Genomic DNA, 18,407 nt, shown 5'->3' with positions numbered 1-18,407 from the left:
GAAAAAAGAAATGAAAGCATCTGATACCAAAATATTTAAACGAATAATGGAGTATACCAAACCGTACAAAACCCGGTATTACTGGGTTATTTTCTTTGCGGTTACTTTGTCGGTTTTTGCCGCGCTCCGTCCTTTTTTATTAAAACGTACCGTTGACAGTTACATACAACCGGAAGACGCTACCGGACTATTATACTTTATCTTATTAATGGCAGGGGCCTTGATTATTGAGGTCGTTTCGCAATTTTATTTCGTTTTCCTTGCCAATTGGCTCGGACAAGATATCATCAGAGATATCCGTGTAAAACTCTTCGGCCATATGATGAGTTTCAAAATGAAATATTTTGACAATGAGCCGGTCGGGAAACTGGTAACGCGTTCCGTTTTTGATATTGAATCCATTTCAAAAATCTTTAGTCAGGGGTTGTTTATGATTATAAGTGACCTGCTGAAAATGGTAGTCGTATTGCTTTTTATGTTCTACATGAACTGGAAACTTACTATTATTGTGATGTGCGCCATGCCGGTACTGGTTTATGCTACACGCGTTTTCCAGAAAAAAATGCAGGTGGCTTTTGAAGAAGTGAGAACGCAGATTGCTAACCTCAACACTTTTGTACAGGAACGTGTTACCGGAATGAAAATCGTACAGCTATTTTCGAGAGAAGATATCGAATATGAAAAATTCAAAGTAATCAACGACAAGCATAAAAAAGCCTGGATTAAAAACGTTTGGTACAACTCTATATTTTTCCCGATTGCAGATATTGTTTCGTCTATTTCTCTTGGCCTGGTTGTTTGGTATGGTGGAATGAACATCGTAGCAGCAAACGGAACGACGACCTTTGGAGATTTATTCTCTTATACTATGTTTATCGGGATGCTTTACAATCCTTTACGCCAGATTGCGGATAAATTCAATGAAATGCAGATGGGTATGATTGCTGCGAACCGTGTTTTTGAAGTTTTGGATATGGAAGGACATATTCAGGATAAAGGAAAAGTTACGGCTCCTACTTTTAAAGGCAATATCGATTTTAAAAATGTACATTTCAGCTATACCGGTAAAGAAGAAGTTCTGAAAGGCATCAATATTCATGTCAAAGAAGGAGAAACTATTGCTATCGTTGGAGCTACCGGAGCAGGAAAATCGACAATTATAAACCTGCTGAACCGTTTTTATGAAATTAACGGAGGTGAAATACTGATTGACGGTACCAATATAAAAGATTTTACTTTAAAAAGCCTTAGAAACCAGATTGCCGTGGTGCTTCAGGATGTATTTCTTTTTGCCGATACGATTCACAACAATATTACCCTTGAGCATCCGGATATTTCAAGAGAAGATGTCATCCGTGCTGCAAAAGAAATTGGCGTGCATGATTTTATAATGACATTGCCGCATGGTTATGATTATAATGTAAAAGAACGTGGTGTAATGCTTTCTTCCGGACAGCGACAGCTTATTGCTTTCTTAAGGGCTTTTGTAAGCAATCCGAGTATACTGATTCTTGATGAGGCTACTTCGTCTATTGATTCCTATTCTGAAGAATTGATTCAAAAGGCTACGGAAACCATTACGAAAGGCAGAACTTCAATTGTGATTGCCCACCGATTGGCAACTATTGTGAATGCCGATAAGATTATTGTCATGGAAAAAGGAAAAGTAGTAGAACAGGGAACACATTACGAGCTGATTAACAAGGCAGAAGGTTATTACAAAAACCTATACTACTCACAGTTTGCAGTAGAGAGCTAATACCCAACTCATGAAATTATTCTTCAAACTTCTTTTTATTGTCATTATTCTTGAAATAGTTATTGGTATTTCCTGTACTTATATCATTCAGGAGTCTTCAAGCAGGTTCTTAGTCAATCTCTCCAATCTGATTATTATTTTTCTCAGTTTTCCGATTTATCTGATTGACAAAACCTATCCGTTTTATGCTGTTGGCTCCGAGGGTTTCGGGTTTATGCTCGTGTTCATAAATGTTACGCTACAAACTCTGGCTTTGTATGCTTTTATAAGAATTGTGACAAAAAAGAAAAATTGATACTAACAGCAGTTGTGGAAACTTTGCAAGAGCGAAACTTTTCCATAACCAAATAATTAATTATTTTCGTACTCTTAAATAACAAGAAAAAATTATACTCTAATGAAATACGATATCATTGTTTTAGGAAGCGGTCCCGGAGGTTATGTAACAGCCATCAGAGCAGCGCAATTAGGCTTTAAAGTCGCCATTATCGAAAAAGAAAACCTTGGCGGTATCTGCTTGAACTGGGGATGTATTCCAACTAAGGCATTATTAAAATCAGCACAGGTTTTTGATTACCTAAAACATGCTTCTGACTACGGTTTGACTGTTGAAAAATTTGACAAGGATTTTAATGCTGTCATTTCACGTTCGCGTGGTGTTGCTGACGGAATGAGCAAAGGCATCCAGTTCCTGATGAAGAAAAACAAGATTGATGTTATTGAAGGTACCGGAAAAGTAAAACCTGGAAAAAAGATTGATGTTGTTGGAAAAGACGGAAAAACGACAGAATATTCTGCAGACCATATTATCATTGCTACCGGAGCACGTTCCCGCGAATTGCCAAACCTTCCTCAAGATGGTAAAAAAGTAATTGGCTACCGTCAGGCTATGTCATTGTCTGAGCAACCAAAATCAATGATTGTTGTTGGTTCAGGAGCTATTGGAGTTGAGTTTGCACATTTCTACAATGCTATGGGAACTGAAGTTACCATTGTTGAGTTTATGCCAAACATTGTTCCGGTTGAGGACGAAGATATCTCAAAACAATTTGAGCGTTCTTTGAAAAAAGCCGGTATCAAGATTATGACAAATGCTTCTGTTGAAAAAGTAGATACTTCCGGAAATGGCGTAAAAGCTACCGTAAAAACTTCAAAAGGAGAAGAAATCCTTGAGGCTGATATTGTGCTTTCTGCTGTTGGAATTAAATCAAACATTGAAAACATAGGACTTGAAGAAGTTGGAATCGCAACAGACAGAGATAAAATTGTAGTGAACCCTTACTACCAAACCAACATTCCTGGCTATTATGCTATTGGTGATGTAGTTCCTGGTCAGGCATTGGCACACGTAGCTTCAGCTGAAGGAATTCTTTGTGTTGAAAAAATTGCCGGCCTTCACGTAGAGCCAATCGATTATGGAAATGTTCCTGGTTGTACGTATGCTACACCTGAAATCGCTTCTGTTGGTTTAACAGAAAAACAGGCACGTGAAAAAGGTTACGAATTGAAAATTGGTAAGTTTCCTTTCTCTGCTTCAGGTAAGGCAAAAGCTGCCGGAACTCCTGATGGTTTCGTAAAAGTTATTTTTGATGCTAAATATGGAGAATGGTTAGGATGCCACATGATTGGTTCCGGTGTAACTGATATGATTGCTGAAGCAGTTGTTGCCAGAAAATTAGAAACTACAGGCCATGAAATCATCAAGTCTATCCACCCTCACCCAACTATGAGCGAGGCAATTATGGAAGCTGCAGCTGATGCTTATGGTGAAGTGATACATTTGTAGGATTTTTGATTTGAGATTTTAGATTTAGATAATAAAAAAACCGTTTTGGATTTCAAAACGGTTTTTTTTATGAATTTGTTTTCTGATTTCTGAGTACTGCCTACTGCTTACTGCCTACTGCTTCACTTAATAAAGCAAAAAGTTTATACCCACATTAAGGGAGCTTCTGGCGTTCATAATAGTATCATCATAATCATTATATTTAAATAGCTCTGCCATACCACCCTGTCCTTCATATTCGATAAAAACTTTAAACTTGTCTGATACCGGAATTTTTACACCAAGTCCAAAGGCAAGTCCGCCATCTACCTTATTAAAACTTTCCTTGATGTCAGAATCAAACCTTGTTTCTTTGGCATTCATTAAAAAGCCTATGTAAGGGCCAAAGTTCAGGTACCAGTTCTTTCTGTTACCAAAATGCCAGCTGGCCATTAAAGGAACCGTAAGATAATCTAAATTAATATCTGTACTCGCATAACGAACTACAGGGTCAAATTGGTCAGAAACCTGAATAAGGTCATTATCCCATCCTTTTCTGTCGTATATTAATTTTGCTTTAAGACTCCAGCTATTAGAAAAGTAATAATCGGCTGAAGCTCCAAAATTAAAACCTATGCTTGGGTCAGCAGAATCATATCCTGTACTCGCATTAGATGAATTTAAGCCAGCGTTAAGCCCGATTTCTATTTTTCCTTTATTTTGTGCGGAGGAAGTAACGATAAAGCCCAAAATGGCCATCGAAGTAATTATTACTCGTTTCATAAAGTTTGTTTTTACACAAACTTAGAGAAATAATTAGAATCTGGTGTTAAAGATTTGAGATTTTGGATTTTAGATTTCAGATTGAAGATTTTGGACTTCGTAAATAAAAAATTTTATAATCCTGTAATCTGTGGTAAAAAATAAGATTTCAGATTTGGTTTTTAACAATATTAAACTGTTTTTAAGGCTTCAATCAGCAAGTCTATGTCTTCCTGCGTATTAAAATGACTAAATGAAATTCTTAGGCTAGGTTTTTTCAAATCTTCTTCAGAAAGCATTTCTTTTAATACATGTGATGGTTTGATACTTCCCGATTGACAGGCACTACCTCTGGAAACAGCTATCCCTTTCATATCAAGATTAAAAAGAATCATAGCGGTCTTTTCATCAGAAAATGGCAATAAAACATTGATGATGTTATAGAAACCTTCCGGGTTTCCATTTATTTTAAAATCCGGAAAATTAGTTTGCAGCTTCTCTACAAAATAATCTTTTAGGTCTTGGATTTGCCTTCTTTCTGCCTCTAAATTTACATAGGAAATCTCCAGTGCTTTTGCCATACCGGCAATATTATGTACGCCTTCTGTTCCGGCGCGAAGTCCTTTTTCCTGTTCGCCTCCAAAAATCATTGGGTTTATGCCCGGATTTTTTCTTATAAAAGCAAAACCTATACCTTTTGGCCCATGAAATTTATGGGCGCTGGCAACAATAAAATCAACTTCTGCTTTTTGAAGGTCAATTTCTGTCTTGCCAACAGACTGTACCGTATCTGAATGAAAAAGTGCATTGTATTGCTTACACAACCGGGCTACTTTTTCTATATCTAAAACAGTTCCTGTTTCATTGTTTACATGCATCAAGGTAACCAACGTGGGCTTATCCTGAGAAAGCAATTCTACCAAATTATTGATGTCTGCCTCTCCTTTTGAATTCAGATTGACAAAGTCTACTTCAACGCCATATTCTGTCTGTAAGGCCAAAACCGTATTAAGTACTGCATGATGCTCAATCTTGCTCGTGATAATTCTTTTTACTTTTAAATCTTTTATTGCCGAACGGAGAATCCAGTTATTTGCTTCTGTACCTCCGGAAGTAAAAATTATTTCCTGTGCTGATGCGTTCAATTGCTTTGCAATCAATTTTCTTGACGATTCCAATATGTTTTTAGCCGACCTGCCAAAACTGTGTGTTGAAGACGGATTTCCATATTCTTCCTGCAGGACATGCGTTATTTCCTGAATAACTTCAGGTCGTAGCGCTGTTGTAGAAGCATTATCAAGATAAACTTTTTTCATGATGCAAAAATCGGGATATAAAATGAATTATACATCTTTAGGCTGTAGTTCTTTTGTTTTCGGTTTAAAGATGTGCTTGCTGTTAAAAATAATAATCGACAGTAGTATTAAGGAATAGGCAATAATCTGGAACGTCGTAATTTCTTCCTTGTAATAAAAAATGGCAAGGAAAAAATTAATCAGCGGATTGATATAAAGCAATATTCCGACTGTTGACGAATTGACTCCTTTCAGTGCGTATAAATTCAGGAATAGCGGAATAATAGTAAACAAAACCACTATGATAACCAGATAAAAGTAAAAATTAAAGGCCGTTGGTACTTCTGAACTATAAAACGGATAGAAAGGCAATAGGATAATTGCTGTGGTTGTCAGTTGTAATGTAAGCAGTAAAAATTTGTCAATTGCTGTATTTTTTCTTTGTGAAACCAGATACAAAGCATAGGTAGCAGCTACTATCAGGCTGTAAAAAATATCCATAAAATGATTAAACGACAACAGAACACAGCTAAAAATACTCAAGCCTACCGCTGTCCATTGCCATTTGTTTAGTTTTTCCTTCAGTATAAAATAGGCAAAAACGGTGGTGAGTATCGGACAAACCAGATAGGCAAAAGATGCAGCCTTGACACTCACGTGGTTCATGACATAGATAAAGAAAAACCAGTTGGCAGACAACAGCAAAGAACCTCCCAAAGTCAGGAGTACGACATTTCTCTTTTGGGTTGCCGACATCAGCCTGAAATTTTCCTTTGTTTCCTTTAAAGTCTTTTTTCTAAAAAGGAGATTGATTCCCATCATGAGAACGACACATAGGAATACCCTGTAAAATAGAATGTCCAGTGATGGATATAGGTGTAACGGCTTTAAAGCCAAACTAAAGAATCCCCAGATTACAAAAGCTGTAATGGCTGCCAGATAATATTTTGAAAGTCTCATGAGAAGTAAAAATCCGAAGCAAATGTAGGAAATACAATCTGCTTCGGATTCGTTATTATGAATTCATTAAGAATAAATTAATGGGCTCCTTCGGCTTCAATGGCGTCGACGTCAATATTCTGCCTCTTCAGTATTCCTTTTACGGCTATCGCAAAGAATGTAAGGTAGGAGAAACAGATTACCGGTATTACATACGAAGCGTGTATTCCGATAATATCTGATAATTTTCCTTGAATTGGCGGGATAATTCCTCCTCCTAAAATCATCATTACCAGGAAAGCCGACCCTTGAGCTGTGTATTTTCCAAGACCCGTAATTGATAATGTAAAGATAGACGGCCACATAATACTACAAGCCAAACCTCCTGCAAGGAAAGCGTAGATTGCAACGGTTCCCGTAGAGAACAATCCAATCAGCATGGCAGTAACACCCATTAGTCCAAATAAGATTAATGTTCTGGCCGGTTTGTTCTTGCTTAGGAAGAAAACCAAAACCTGCAATAACACACAGATTACATAATAGTATAGTGAGGTCATATCTTGCTGCGCCAATGTATTTACGCCAATAATAACCGAAAAGGCTATCAATGGAACAATAATAAGGGCTAGTTTTCTTTTGCTTGCAGACAGGTTAAAAACACTGATAGCTCCTGCCCAACGGCCAATCATCAAACTTCCCCAGTACATTGAGATATAAGGTGCGATTTCCGATGATTGGAAACTTCCAAATTCAGGCAGTTTCAATAGTTCTCCCAGGTTACTTCCTACAGCAACCTCAACTCCTACATAGGTGAAAATAGCCAGCATTCCTAAAACCAACTGCGGGTATTTCATGGCACCCCAGCCTTCGTTTTTCTTTTGTGCGCTTCGGTTTGCGAATAAAAGCCCGCCCACGATTACCAATAAAGCGCCAGACAGCCAATACATTCTGTATTTTTCAAGCGGGTGTCTGATTTCCTGAATTTCTTTATGCTGTGGTTCAACACTCAATTCCAATACTTTGATTTCGCTTTTGATTGATTCGGAAGCTGTATTTTTTTCTTCTTCAGTAAGCACTTTATCTTTTTTAATCTTTACCAGATTATCGCTTAATTTTTTGATGTCTTTCGTTATAGGTTCGATTGACTTTTCAATTTCAACTATCTTTTTTGCTTCCGGTGAATTATAGCTGTTGAAAACGGGCGCAAACATTATGGCCAAAAGACCCGTCATGACAATTAAAGTAGTCATCGCTTTATTTGCTTTTTCCATTGGCTCGTCCGAAATTCCGGATGGAAGTTTTTTCGAGAAGAAGAAAACGCTTGCTGCTATCAAGAATAAGATTCCCACTCCTACATATAACAGGATTACTTTATCCAAACCTAATCCTTTAATCTGTTCATCACTTACTGCTGCTGCCGTTCCAAACAAAGCAAAACCAACAACAATTGGCCCGATTGTCGTTCCGAAAGAGTTAATACCACCTGCAAGGTTTTGACGGCTGGTACCCGTTTTCGGGTCACCCAATAAAACAGCAAATGGGTTTGCTGCTGTTTGCTGCAATGAGAATCCTAAGGCAACTATAAACAAACCTACCAACATTCCTGCATATACATTCGCTTCTACCGCAACAATCATGGCTCCGGCTCCTAAGGCAGAAAATAGCAATCCGTAAACAATACTTCTTTTATATCCCCATTTGCCAACCAGGTCTTTTCCGTTCACGGCTCCGAAAATAAAAAGCAGCAACGCTCCCAGATAATATGCAGTATAGAAAGCAAAATCAATCAGCTGTGATTGAAACTGGTCTAACGAAAAATAGTTTTTACAGAAAGGAATAAAAATGCTGTTTCCGGCAGCAATAAATCCCCAGAAGAAAAATACTGTAATCAGCGTATACAGCGCAGGATAATTTGTTTTAGTTTCTGAACTCATTTATTAAGATAGTTTAGTTAAAGCAATAAAAAATAGGATTCTATTTAATAAAAACAATTAATTTTTGATAAATATACATTTATATGAAAACACCTTGCAACAGATTACGATTTAGTTATTAACGAAAACGATTTCTTAAGTCGTTTTTTAATCAAAATACAACGTTTGCGTAATCTTTTTCACAAAGTTTTTTTTATTCTGATTTTTTTATTTCGGATTTAGGACCTATCCCGTTACTGTTGAAAGCTTCAATCTGAAAATAATAGGCATCAGAACGGTCTAATCCGCTGAAATAGTATTCATTTTTGCCATATACCATTATTGAACCGTACAGTTTTTCAGGCGATTTTCCGAAATAAATGACATATCCATCTGCATTAGGCTCCTGTTGCCATTTGAACCAGACACTTCTTCGCTCTCCTTTTTTTCTGGCTTCGGCACGTAACGGAGCAAAGTTTTGTACTGCATCTGGCTTCTGCCCTGCTCCTTTTCCAAATATCCTGAAACCGCTGATGGCAAATTTCCCTGTTGGCATTTGGATGTTTTCTACTTTTAAATACCGTGCAGTAATTGGCTTTTCCAATTCCATATAATCATGGGGCACGTCTTTAGTATTTTTGCTTTTATCGACAGCTATTTTCCAGTTTTTACCATCATTTGAAGAATAGATAATGTACTTATGCCCTGTTGTAGTTTCCGGTTTGCCCATCAGTTCCACATCCTGGTCTGCAAAGTTGATTTGTATGGCATGAATTGTCGATTTTTCTCCCAAATCAGAAATCAGGTATTCGCCTTTAGCACCCGTTTTAGCAGACCAATACGTCTTGATGTCTTCGTCATTACTAAAATTAGGCTGAAAACCTCCCAGGGTAGAAGAAACCTGAACCGGTTTATTGTAATTTAAAAGCATCCATCCTGAAAAGCTTTCCTGTAAATGGTTCTTTTTCTGTGAAGGAAGAAAAGTCGGATAATCGCCATAAGCCGTATTGGAATATAATATTCCATCTTCATCAAAACCGGCGGGCCAGATTCCTATTCGTCTTTCAAAATTATTCTTTGTTGAAATTACAATTGTAGATACGTGCCAATAGTCATTATTGATGTCCTGATAGGTAGCTCCGTGCCCTGCTCCTCTTGCAAATCCTCCGGGTTTATAGGAAAACGGATTATGGGATTGGTATTCAAAAGGTCCTAACGGATTTGACCCTACATAAACGCCATCTGCATAACCGCTAAATTCGGTTCCGGGTGCTCCGTATTGCAGATAGTACCTGTTTTTGTATTTGGTCATAAAAGCACCTTCAGTAAAAGGCTGTAAGAAAGTATTGTCGTTGTGTTCGCCAAACCGTTCCCAGCCATGTTCGTCGTCATTGAGTGCCAAAACCGGAATACGTTCGCCTTCGGGTTGAAAGGTTTTACGGTTTAACTTCACACCATACAGCGGATACAGATTACTGGAACCGTAATACATATAGACTTCATCTTTTTCTTTGTCCCAGAAGATTTGCGGGTCCCATGCAGCTGCTTCCGATTTATGAACGAGTTCTTTCCAATCGTCTGTTTTTGGATTTTTGCTCATCCATAGCGGAAAATCCTTAGTATGCGTCGAACCGATTACTAATAGCGTATCATTTACAAATGATAGCGATGGCGCACAGAGTTCGTCATAAACCTTATGTTCCGGGCGGAGGAATTTTCTGGATATGAATTTCCAGTTGAGCATATCGGAACTATGCCAATAGCCCCATTGATTGGTCGAAAACAGATAATATTCGCCTTTAAAGTTGGTGATTACCGGGTCTGCTGTTGCGCGATGTTTTCCTTGTGTTACAAAATTTGGAATCGGGCAATATCCGTAATCAATATTAATTGGATTGCAATAGGTTTTTTGTTGCGAGAAACCTTGCCCCGAAAGGAGCAAGATTCCTGCAAGACTTACTATTTTTGTTACTTTCTTTAAATTTTGTCTTTTAAAAAAAATCATTGTTATTGTTTACTTTACCGGAAAAATACTGATAGCTATTCCGCCACCAGCAGCCAGATTTAGCTTTAACTTACTTTTTGAAGTCACTTCAATTGTCTTGATTTCATAATTGATTGGGTTTTTCTCCCAGTGTGCTGTCTTTCCGTCCTGATAAATAATGGCTTTATATTTTTTTCCCGGAGTTAAAAAATCGAGTGGAATTGTGGTATTTCTAGGGTTTTCGTCTGTAATTGCACCCACAAACCAGTTTTCACTTCCTTTGGCTTTTCTGGCAACCGTTAAATAATCGCCCGGTTCTGCTTCCAGATATTTGCTTTCATCCCAATCTGCTGCAACATCCTTGATGAATTGGAAAGCGTCAGCATATCTTTCATAATTCTCAGGCAGGTCACAAGCCATTTGCAATGGAGAATACATCGTAACATAGAGGGCCAGTTGTTTGGCAAGTGTAGTATGTACCTGTTCTGTCTTACTTGCATCGTAATGGCTCATCTTGATTTCGAAAACACCCGGCGTATAATCCATCGGTCCTCCTAAAAGTCGTGTAAAAGGAAGAATGGTTTCATGTGTTGGCGGATTTCCGTTACTCCATCCGTTGAATTCGTTTCCTCTTGCCGCTTCGGCAGCAATATAGTTTGGCCATGTTCTGCTTACACCTGTTGGACGTGATGATTCGTGAGAATTGACCATAATTTTATATTCTGCCGCTCTTTGCGGAACATAATTGAAATGGTTGACCATACTCTGACCGTCGTGAAATTCTCCTCTTGGAATAATTTTCCCGACATAACCTGTTTTAACTGCCGGATAACCGTATTTTTTCATTACGTTCAATGCTCTGTCCAAACGTCTTTCATAATTGGCAACAGAACCTGAAGTTTCGTGATGCATAATCATCTTTACATTTTTCGACTTTGCATAGTCACTGATTTGCTGTATGTCGAAATCCGGATAGGGGGTCACAAAGTCAAAAACTTCTTCTTTCCAGTTTCCAAACCAGTCTTCCCAACCTACATTCCAGCCTTCAACCAATACGCCATCAAAACCGTGTTTTGCAGCAAAATCAATATAGCGTTTTGTGTTTTCTGTGGTTGCTCCGTGCGGCTTTTTGCCTACGCTTTTTTGAGATGCATCTTGTGTACCGCTCAAATCCCAGGTTGAAACACCAACGTGCATTTCCCACCAAACCCCTACATATTTCATAGGTTTAATCCATGAGGTGTCTTCTATTCTGGATGGTTCGTTCAGGTTTAGAATCATTTTAGAGCCTACAATATCTCTGGCATCATCGCTTACTATAATCGTGCGCCATGGAGAAACAGCCGGAGCCTGGAGATATGCTTTATCACCTATTGCGTTAGGTACTAAATGTGATTTTATTTTAAAGTTTGAAGTATTGACATCCAGGTGCATTACCGGATAATTCACTACAGCAGCTTCAAAAATATTAAGATAAAGACCCTCTGCCGATTTCATCATCAATGGCGACTGTACGACATAACGGCCACCAATAGATTTTACGGCAATACCATTGTTCAGGTTTAATTTGTCGTTATCAATTTCTGATAATTTTGTCTCATTGTATACGTATTCCTGGCTGTCATAATCGCCCGGAATCCAGAATGTCTTATGGTTTCCTGCCAGATTAAATTCTGTTTTTTCATCAGAAATGATAAAATAATTCAGCTTGTCCTGTTTTGGAAATTCATACCTGAAAGCAACACCTTCGTCGTATACTTTGAAAACGATATCCAGCTTTCTTCCCGTAGCTTTCTGTACGAGTGAAAAAACAGCCTGATTGTATATATTGCGGATAACAGATTGTTCTCCTAATACCGGTTTCCAACTTTCATCAACGCTTTTGTTTTGTGTATTTGTTATTTCAAATCCTGTTTCCAATGCTTCTGTCTCTTTTAAAGCAATCCCTAACAAACTTTCTTTTATGACAGGTTTGTTTTTATAGTTTACGGAATAGGACGGGCGACCTTCGGCAGTTAGTTTAAAGGTTACTGCAATTTCTTTGGATGGAGACTGGACTGTCTGAGCGTTTAAAAATCCCGTCAATACGAGAAGGCACAGGGTAAAGATGTTTTTCATATTATATAAATTTCGCTAAAGGTAGCTAATCGGATTTAGAAAAAAGCCCTTTAGAGAAACCTAAAGGGCCTTTTAAAACTCACAAAAAAAATTATTTAACTAACTCAAACTCCAATTTCATGTCTGTCGCTGATGTACCGCCAACAAAGATTTCAAAATCTCCCGGCTCTGCGGCAAACTGCATATCTATTCCGTAGAACTTCAAATCTTCGGAAGAAATTTCGAATTCAACAGTCTTCTTCTCTCCTTTTTTCAAGAGAATTTTCTGGAAACCTTTTAGTTCTTTTACCGGTCTGGTTACAGACCCGACTTTATCCCGGATATAGAGCTGAACTACTTCTTCTCCATCATAATTTCCTGTATTGGCAACTTCAACTGTAGCTTTTAATTTTTGATTGAAGTTGATTTTGGTAGCAGATAGCTTAAAATTAGAATAGGTAAATTTTGTATAGCTTAGTCCATAACCAAATTCATACAAAGGTGAATTGTCAACATCAATATAGCGTGATTTATATTTTTGCTCATTGTCTGCTTTTCCTAAATAAGGGCGTCCGGTGTTTTTATGATTGTAATACAATGGAATCTGCCCTACATTTCTAGGAAAAGTCATTGGCAATTTTCCGCTTGGGTTATTGATTCCGTAAAGCGTCTGTGCAATAGCATCGCCTCCTCTTGTTCCAGGCCACCAGGCTTCAAGAATTGCATCCATGTTTTGGTCTTCCCATTCTAATGTTAGCGGTCTTCCATTCAGCAATACTAAAACGATAGGTTTGCCCAGTTTTTTCAATTCTGCCAAAAATTCTTTCTGTATTCCAGGCAGGTCTATATTGGTACGTGAAGCGGCTTCTCCTGTCATGTTTTCGAATTCGCCCATTACTGCAACGATAACATCTGCTTTTTTAGCATTGTCAATGGCAGCCTGCATCATGTCTCTTTTCTTATCCAGAATTTCCACTCCTTTTGCAAAACTGATTTTGCTTTTGTCTGTGATAATTTTATTTACTCCTTCTTCAACACTAACAGCAAATCCGTGTCTGTCGCCTGATGCTGCCCAGGAACCAATAATATTATATTCATCGCTGATTAGCGGCCCAACAAAGGCTACTTTCTGTTCTTTTTTCAGCGGTAGCGTATGATTGCTGTTTTTGAGCAGTACCAATGATTTGTTAGCCACATCTAAAGCGGCCTCCAGATATTCTTTTTTATAGGTGACTTCTTTCTCTCTTTTGGCATCATTATATCGGTAAGGGTCTTCAAACAGGCCTAAATCGTATTTTGCTTCTAAAATTCTTCGGCAGGCATCATTTATCTGCGCCTCGGTAACTTTTCCTTCAGACAATGATTTTTTAAGGTTCTTCATGTAGATTCCTCCAACCATATCCATGTCAACACCCGCGTTTAATGCCAATTCGCCCGCATGTTTTTCATCTTTTGCATAGCCGTGAGGTATCATTTCGTTCATTCCGGTATAATCGGTTACAACAAAACCGTCAAATTTCCATTCGTCTTTCAATATTCCGTTAACCAGAAATTTATTTCCGGTGGCCGGAACTCCAGAAATTTCATTAAAAGAGGTCATAAAAGTTCTTACTCCTGCATCAACCGTAGCCTTAAATGGCGGCAGATAAACTTCTCTTAGCATTCTTTCTGACATATCAACCGTATTGTAATCACGTCCTGCCTCTGCAGCTCCATAAGCCGCAAAGTGTTTTGTACATGCCAAAATAGTGTTGATGGCTGAAAGGTCATTCCCCTGATAACCTCTTACACGAGCCATCGCTAATTTAGAACCCAGATAGGTATCTTCTCCGGCACCTTCTGATACCCTACCCCAACGTGGGTCACGGGAAATATCTACCATTGGTGAAAAAGTCCAGTGAACGCCTCCTGCGGCAGCTTCTGCAGCAGAAATTTTGGCTGCCAATTCCACAGCATTCAAATCCCAAGTAGCTGATTCACCAAGAGTAATTGGGAAAATAGTTTTATAGCCATGGATAACATCATATCCAAAAAGTAACGGAATTTTCAATCTTGAATTATCGAGATTCATCTTTTGAAGTTCGGCTGTATATTTTACGGTAGTCGCATTCAATATAGAACCTACATTCCCTTTTTTGATTTGTTCGATAAAATTATCTCCGGCGGCTGGTCCGGTTATGGTTCCATCTGCCGTAAACTGTACAAGCTGGCCAATTTTTTCATCAATTGTCATTTTAGCCATCAGCTCTGAAACAAATTCTTTTTTGGGCTTAATTGCGCTCTTCTTTTTGTCCTTTTGGGCATTAGCTGTAAGCGAACCTGCTAATAATAATAGTACTACTGTTTTAAATTTCATTATGATATTTATTTAGGGAAATTTGTTTATTGCTTCTGCTGTTCCAGCATCCAGTCATAAATTTCTTTGTTGTCATATACTCTGCTCCAACTGTCGTGATTGGCATCATCGAAAATGGTCAGATGAATGTCTTTGCTACATGTTTTTAGTTTTTTGTAGATGGCTATCGAATAATTCACATCTACAACATCATCTACCAGTCCATGGAAAATACGTGTTGGAATATCCTTAATCTTGCAATTTTCCATCATAGGCACCCTGTCAACAAATCCTGCAATGGGCACCAGTGCGGCAAACATTTCGGGATGAGCAAAGGCCAGATTCCAGGCTCCCCAGGCTCCCATACTCAAACCTGTAAGATAAATTCTGTTGGAATCTATATTGTTTTCTTTTTGGATTTTTTGTATCAATTTATATAAGACTTCTGCGTTCCAATATTCATTGTCAGGACATTGTGGCGCGAGAACGTAACTATCCAATTCATTATTTTTCAGGTATTTGAAAGGGCCGTGCATTTTAACCTTTTCAATATCTGAACCTCGTTCTCCTGAACCGTGGAGAAAGACCATGAGCGGTTTCTTTCCTTTTGTATTTTTGGGGATATGCAGGGCATAATTTAATTCGCTTTTTTGGGTAATTTCGACAGAAATTGCTCCGGTAATGTCTTTTTGAGCAAAAGAAATACCGGACACCAATAACCCCAATAAAGCCAGTTTTATTTTCATTTTAAAATCCGTGTTGTCCGGAATGGAATCCAAGATTTACCAAACCTTGTCGCACTTCCGGTGCATTCATAAATAAACTCCAAAGCAATCCTGAACGGTAGTTCTCCAGCATAACCACCATTGGCCCCTGGTCAATTGCCAGATATCTGTTAGCTGTCCATCCGTAATGCTTGCTGTGGGCATCGTAAAAACCTGCCGGACCCCATAACTGTCCGCTGTAGTTTTCATAAAAATTGCGCATCGCTGCTAATGATTCTGTTGGAGTATACACTATAGAACTTATAGCTGCCGTAGGCGATACGATTCCTAAATCGTTGCTTGGCATATGTGCGTTATAGCCAATACTTCCATCGGGATTTCTGGAATAGGAAGCTGTTAATCCCCAATAATTCGGGCCATATCCTGCAAAATTCCCAGGATTTTCAACACAATATTTATAATTGATTTTTGAATGATTGACATTGACATCCCAATAATTAGCATATTGGTCTGTTAGCTGTCTCGGGTCTAAGCCCAAATAAGAATAGTGTGCCCAGAACAAAGGTCCTCCGGCCTGTTCAGCACCATTATGCTTTAGTAATAAAGGAATTCCATATTTTGTTGCAGACGAAACGATTCCTCCGTTTCTTGCCCATCCTTTATGATAAGCCTCCGGAGTTATGCCATGTGTTGGCGACGCACTTGCAAGAACATAAGTAATCAGGCATTCATTATAACCTTCCAAAGGAAAGTTCATTTCCCATGCATAATCAGGCGACCAGTGCCAATACAAAACATTCTGGTTGTTTCTGTACCAATTCCAATCAACACCTTTCCATAAATTGTCGAATTTCTGTGCCAGGGCTTTTTCTTCGGCGGTACCATCTTTGAAAAATTCGCGTACGCAAATCATTCCCTGACATAAAAAAGCTGTTTCTACCAAATCACCACCATTGTCTTTTTGTCCAAAAGGCTTTACTCTGCCCGTAGTTCCATCCATCCAATGAGGCCATGCTCCGTAAAAACGGTCGGCACTGGCAAGAAAATCTGCAATTGTATTCAATCGGGATACGGCTTCACTTCTGGAAACATAGTTTCTGGAAGTTGCTGCAATTATTGACATCAGTCCAAAACCGGAACCTCCTGTGGTAACAATATTGGAATCATTTTCCGGATAATTACCATCCGGATGGTATCTTTCCCTTGCCAATTTTGAGTTTGGCTCGGCAAAATCCCAGAAATATTTAAATGTCTGTTTTTCAACCGCATCTACTAATTGTTCATCAGTCAACGGTGTTGGGGTTGCAGGTGTGGACGAATCGTCTCCTTTTGGAGACGATTCGTTTGAACCACAACTTGCAAATATTAGAAATATAAAAAATAGGTATTTCATCAATAGAGTTTATTACCAGTTCGGGTTTTGGCCCAAACCTGGTGTTTGTATTAATTGACCATTCGGGATTGGGAAAAGCTCGTGTTTGCCTACTTCAAAAGGTTTTCCATTGGCTTGCATGGCTTGTGCTGCCTGTCCGGTTCTAACCAGGTCAAACCACCTGTCGTGTTCAAAAGCCAGTTCCAGCCTTCTTTCTTTCCAAATCAGGTTTCTTAATAAAGTCTGGTCTGTTGTAGTTATTTCTCCAAGGTTTACTCTGTCACGAACTTCTTTCAACGAAGACAATGCTACGCTTGAGTTCCCCAGTTCATTTGCAGCTTCTGCACGAATTAAATAAATTTCTGCAAGTCGCAATACCCTGATGTTTTTATCACCATCTCCTGCACCTGCATTGGCACTGGAATAAGCTTTTTCATTATACATTGGGTTTTCTACGGCAGTGCTTACTACACGCCCGTCATACATTGTTTCACCTCTGAAGATGATAGTCGCGTCTCTTCTGATAACATCGCCTTCAGCATTATAGGCATCTAAAAGATTCTGTGATGGCGTATTGAATCCCCATCCCCAACCGCTTGGTCCTCTCGCACCTTGCGTTTCTGAATATTGCTGTACACCGTGAGCAATAGATTCTCCTCGGGCCTGAACTTCAAATATAGATTCCACGCCATTTTCTGTATTGACTCTCCATATCTGAGCATAATCCGGCTCAAGACCGTATTGTCCGGAAGTGATTACATCATCTGCATAATCATAAGCATTCTGCCAATCTTTTTGATACAGATAAACCTTTGCTAACAACGCTTGTGCAGCACCTTTGGTAGCCCTTCCCAAATCAGCAGATGCATATTGGCTCTTTTCCGGCAATACCTGAATGGCATCCAGCAAATCCTGCTCAATAAAATCATAAACTTGTTCTTTAGGAACTCTTACAGTTAGGTCAACATGTTGTAAAGGCACATCGCCAAAAGCCCTAACTAAGAAAAAGTAGTGATAGGCTCTAAGAAATTTGGCTTCTCCAATTAATCTGTTTTTGTAAGCCTCGTCTGTAAGTCCGTAATTTTCTGTATAACCTATAGAATAAGTAGCGCGTCCAATGGCTTTGTACCAGTTAGTCCACATGGCTTCAACAGAACCTGCTGTAGCTGTGAATGTCAATCCATCAAGTAATCCTTTATCACCTCCCGGATCACCAGGCGAACTTCCTTTGTCTGCATTATCAGAAATAATTTCAGTAATTCCAAGATAGGAGAAAGCATAATCCCACTCCGTCATCATTCCATAGATTCCATTCACAAAAGCAATCGGTTCTAAATTTTCCCCACTGTCTTCTTCTGTAATCTTTTCTCTTGAATCAACATCAAGGAAATCGTCGCATCCAACTAATACGCCGAGAGCGAATGAAAGACAAACAATTTTTTTATAATTTATTTTCATACT

General features: G+C 38.7%; 13 protein-coding genes. 3 read left to right on the top strand and 10 right to left on the bottom strand.

Translation table 11 applies throughout. The features are described from left to right. Positions 1–10: 10 nt before the first annotated feature. The 3 genes from B0G92_RS08850 (at position 11) to lpdA (ending at position 3,545) form a co-directional block, all read left to right on the top strand. The gene (locus B0G92_RS08850) at positions 11–1,759 is read left to right on the top strand and encodes an ABC transporter ATP-binding protein (protein ID WP_101471839.1); all 1,749 of its coding nucleotides are present in this window, start codon (positions 11–13) and stop codon (positions 1,757–1,759) included. 10 nt (positions 1,760–1,769) lie between these two features. Next, positions 1,770–2,054, top strand: a complete 285-nt coding sequence (locus B0G92_RS08845) for a hypothetical protein (protein ID WP_101471838.1) — start codon at positions 1,770–1,772, stop codon at positions 2,052–2,054. 102 nt (positions 2,055–2,156) lie between these two features. Beyond that, complete coding sequence (gene lpdA / locus B0G92_RS08840; RefSeq protein ID WP_101471837.1) at positions 2,157–3,545, top strand: dihydrolipoyl dehydrogenase; 1,389 nt, start codon at positions 2,157–2,159, stop codon at positions 3,543–3,545. Between the two features lie 126 nt (positions 3,546–3,671). Here lpdA and B0G92_RS08835 read toward each other — a convergent pair whose 3' ends face one another. The 10 genes from B0G92_RS08835 to B0G92_RS08790 all read right to left on the bottom strand — a co-directional run bounded on the left by B0G92_RS08835 (position 3,672) and on the right by B0G92_RS08790 (position 18,404). Next, entirely contained in the window at positions 3,672–4,307 is a 636-nt protein-coding gene (locus B0G92_RS08835) for a porin family protein (protein ID WP_101471836.1), read from the bottom strand. Positions 4,308–4,477: 170 nt separating this feature from the next. Beyond that, positions 4,478–5,602, bottom strand: a complete 1,125-nt coding sequence (locus B0G92_RS08830; protein ID WP_101471835.1) for a cysteine desulfurase family protein — start codon at positions 5,600–5,602, stop codon at positions 4,478–4,480. Between the two features lie 27 nt (positions 5,603–5,629). Further along, on the bottom strand, positions 5,630–6,541 hold the full coding sequence (locus tag B0G92_RS08825) for an EamA family transporter (protein ID WP_101471834.1): 912 nt from the start codon (positions 6,539–6,541) through the stop codon (positions 5,630–5,632). Between the two features lie 77 nt (positions 6,542–6,618). Beyond that, positions 6,619–8,454 (bottom strand): MFS transporter, encoded by a 1,836-nt coding sequence (locus B0G92_RS08820; RefSeq protein WP_101471833.1) that lies wholly within the window; start codon positions 8,452–8,454, stop codon positions 6,619–6,621. A 193-nt stretch (positions 8,455–8,647) separates the two neighbouring features. Beyond that, a complete protein-coding gene (locus B0G92_RS08815; protein ID WP_101471832.1) occupies positions 8,648–10,438 on the bottom strand; it encodes a discoidin domain-containing protein in 1,791 nt (596 codons plus the stop codon). A 9-nt stretch (positions 10,439–10,447) separates the two neighbouring features. After that, positions 10,448–12,535: a glycoside hydrolase family 97 protein gene (locus tag B0G92_RS08810; RefSeq protein WP_101471831.1), complete on the bottom strand. Its 2,088-nt coding sequence runs from the start codon at positions 12,533–12,535 to the stop codon at positions 10,448–10,450. A gap of 91 nt (positions 12,536–12,626) precedes the next feature. After that, on the bottom strand, positions 12,627–14,870 hold the full coding sequence (bglX, locus tag B0G92_RS08805; RefSeq protein ID WP_056070843.1) for a beta-glucosidase BglX: 2,244 nt from the start codon (positions 14,868–14,870) through the stop codon (positions 12,627–12,629). A 26-nt stretch (positions 14,871–14,896) separates the two neighbouring features. Then, positions 14,897–15,595, bottom strand: a complete 699-nt coding sequence (locus B0G92_RS08800; RefSeq protein ID WP_101471830.1) for a carboxylesterase family protein — start codon at positions 15,593–15,595, stop codon at positions 14,897–14,899. 1 nt (position 15,596) lies between these two features. After that, positions 15,597–16,967, bottom strand: a complete 1,371-nt coding sequence (locus B0G92_RS08795; protein ID WP_101471829.1) for a glucoamylase family protein — start codon at positions 16,965–16,967, stop codon at positions 15,597–15,599. A gap of 12 nt (positions 16,968–16,979) precedes the next feature. Then, complete coding sequence (locus tag B0G92_RS08790) at positions 16,980–18,404, bottom strand: RagB/SusD family nutrient uptake outer membrane protein (protein WP_101471828.1); 1,425 nt, start codon at positions 18,402–18,404, stop codon at positions 16,980–16,982. Positions 18,405–18,407: the final 3 nt, after the last annotated feature.

Origin of the sequence: Flavobacterium lindanitolerans, assembly GCF_002846575.1 — a bacterium.
Taxonomy (GTDB): Bacteria; Bacteroidota; Bacteroidia; order Flavobacteriales; family Flavobacteriaceae; genus Flavobacterium; species Flavobacterium lindanitolerans.
Note: the sequence above shows the minus strand (reverse complement) of the source record. Positions and strands in the feature narration are given on the sequence as shown.

What these genes read in the sequence shown, in the direction of transcription:
- B0G92_RS08810 (WP_101471831.1), bottom strand. Translation starts at nt 12,535, where the DNA reads ATGAAAAACATCTTTACCCTGTGCCTTCTCGTATTGACGGGATTTTTA.
- B0G92_RS08800 (WP_101471830.1), bottom strand. Translation starts at nt 15,595, where the DNA reads ATGAAAATAAAACTGGCTTTATTGGGGTTATTGGTGTCCGGTATTTCT.
- B0G92_RS08835 (WP_101471836.1), bottom strand. Translation starts at nt 4,307, where the DNA reads ATGAAACGAGTAATAATTACTTCGATGGCCATTTTGGGCTTTATCGTT.
- B0G92_RS08850 (WP_101471839.1), top strand. Translation starts at nt 11, where the DNA reads ATGAAAGCATCTGATACCAAAATATTTAAACGAATAATGGAGTATACC.
- B0G92_RS08820 (WP_101471833.1), bottom strand. Translation starts at nt 8,454, where the DNA reads ATGAGTTCAGAAACTAAAACAAATTATCCTGCGCTGTATACGCTGATT.
- B0G92_RS08815 (WP_101471832.1), bottom strand. Translation starts at nt 10,438, where the DNA reads ATGATTTTTTTTAAAAGACAAAATTTAAAGAAAGTAACAAAAATAGTA.
- B0G92_RS08790 (WP_101471828.1), bottom strand. Translation starts at nt 18,404, where the DNA reads ATGAAAATAAATTATAAAAAAATTGTTTGTCTTTCATTCGCTCTCGGC.
- B0G92_RS08845 (WP_101471838.1), top strand. Translation starts at nt 1,770, where the DNA reads ATGAAATTATTCTTCAAACTTCTTTTTATTGTCATTATTCTTGAAATA.
- B0G92_RS08825 (WP_101471834.1), bottom strand. Translation starts at nt 6,541, where the DNA reads ATGAGACTTTCAAAATATTATCTGGCAGCCATTACAGCTTTTGTAATC.
- B0G92_RS08830 (WP_101471835.1), bottom strand. Translation starts at nt 5,602, where the DNA reads ATGAAAAAAGTTTATCTTGATAATGCTTCTACAACAGCGCTACGACCT.
- lpdA (WP_101471837.1), top strand. Translation starts at nt 2,157, where the DNA reads ATGAAATACGATATCATTGTTTTAGGAAGCGGTCCCGGAGGTTATGTA.
- bglX (WP_056070843.1), bottom strand. Translation starts at nt 14,870, where the DNA reads ATGAAATTTAAAACAGTAGTACTATTATTATTAGCAGGTTCGCTTACA.
- B0G92_RS08795 (WP_101471829.1), bottom strand. Translation starts at nt 16,967, where the DNA reads ATGAAATACCTATTTTTTATATTTCTAATATTTGCAAGTTGTGGTTCA.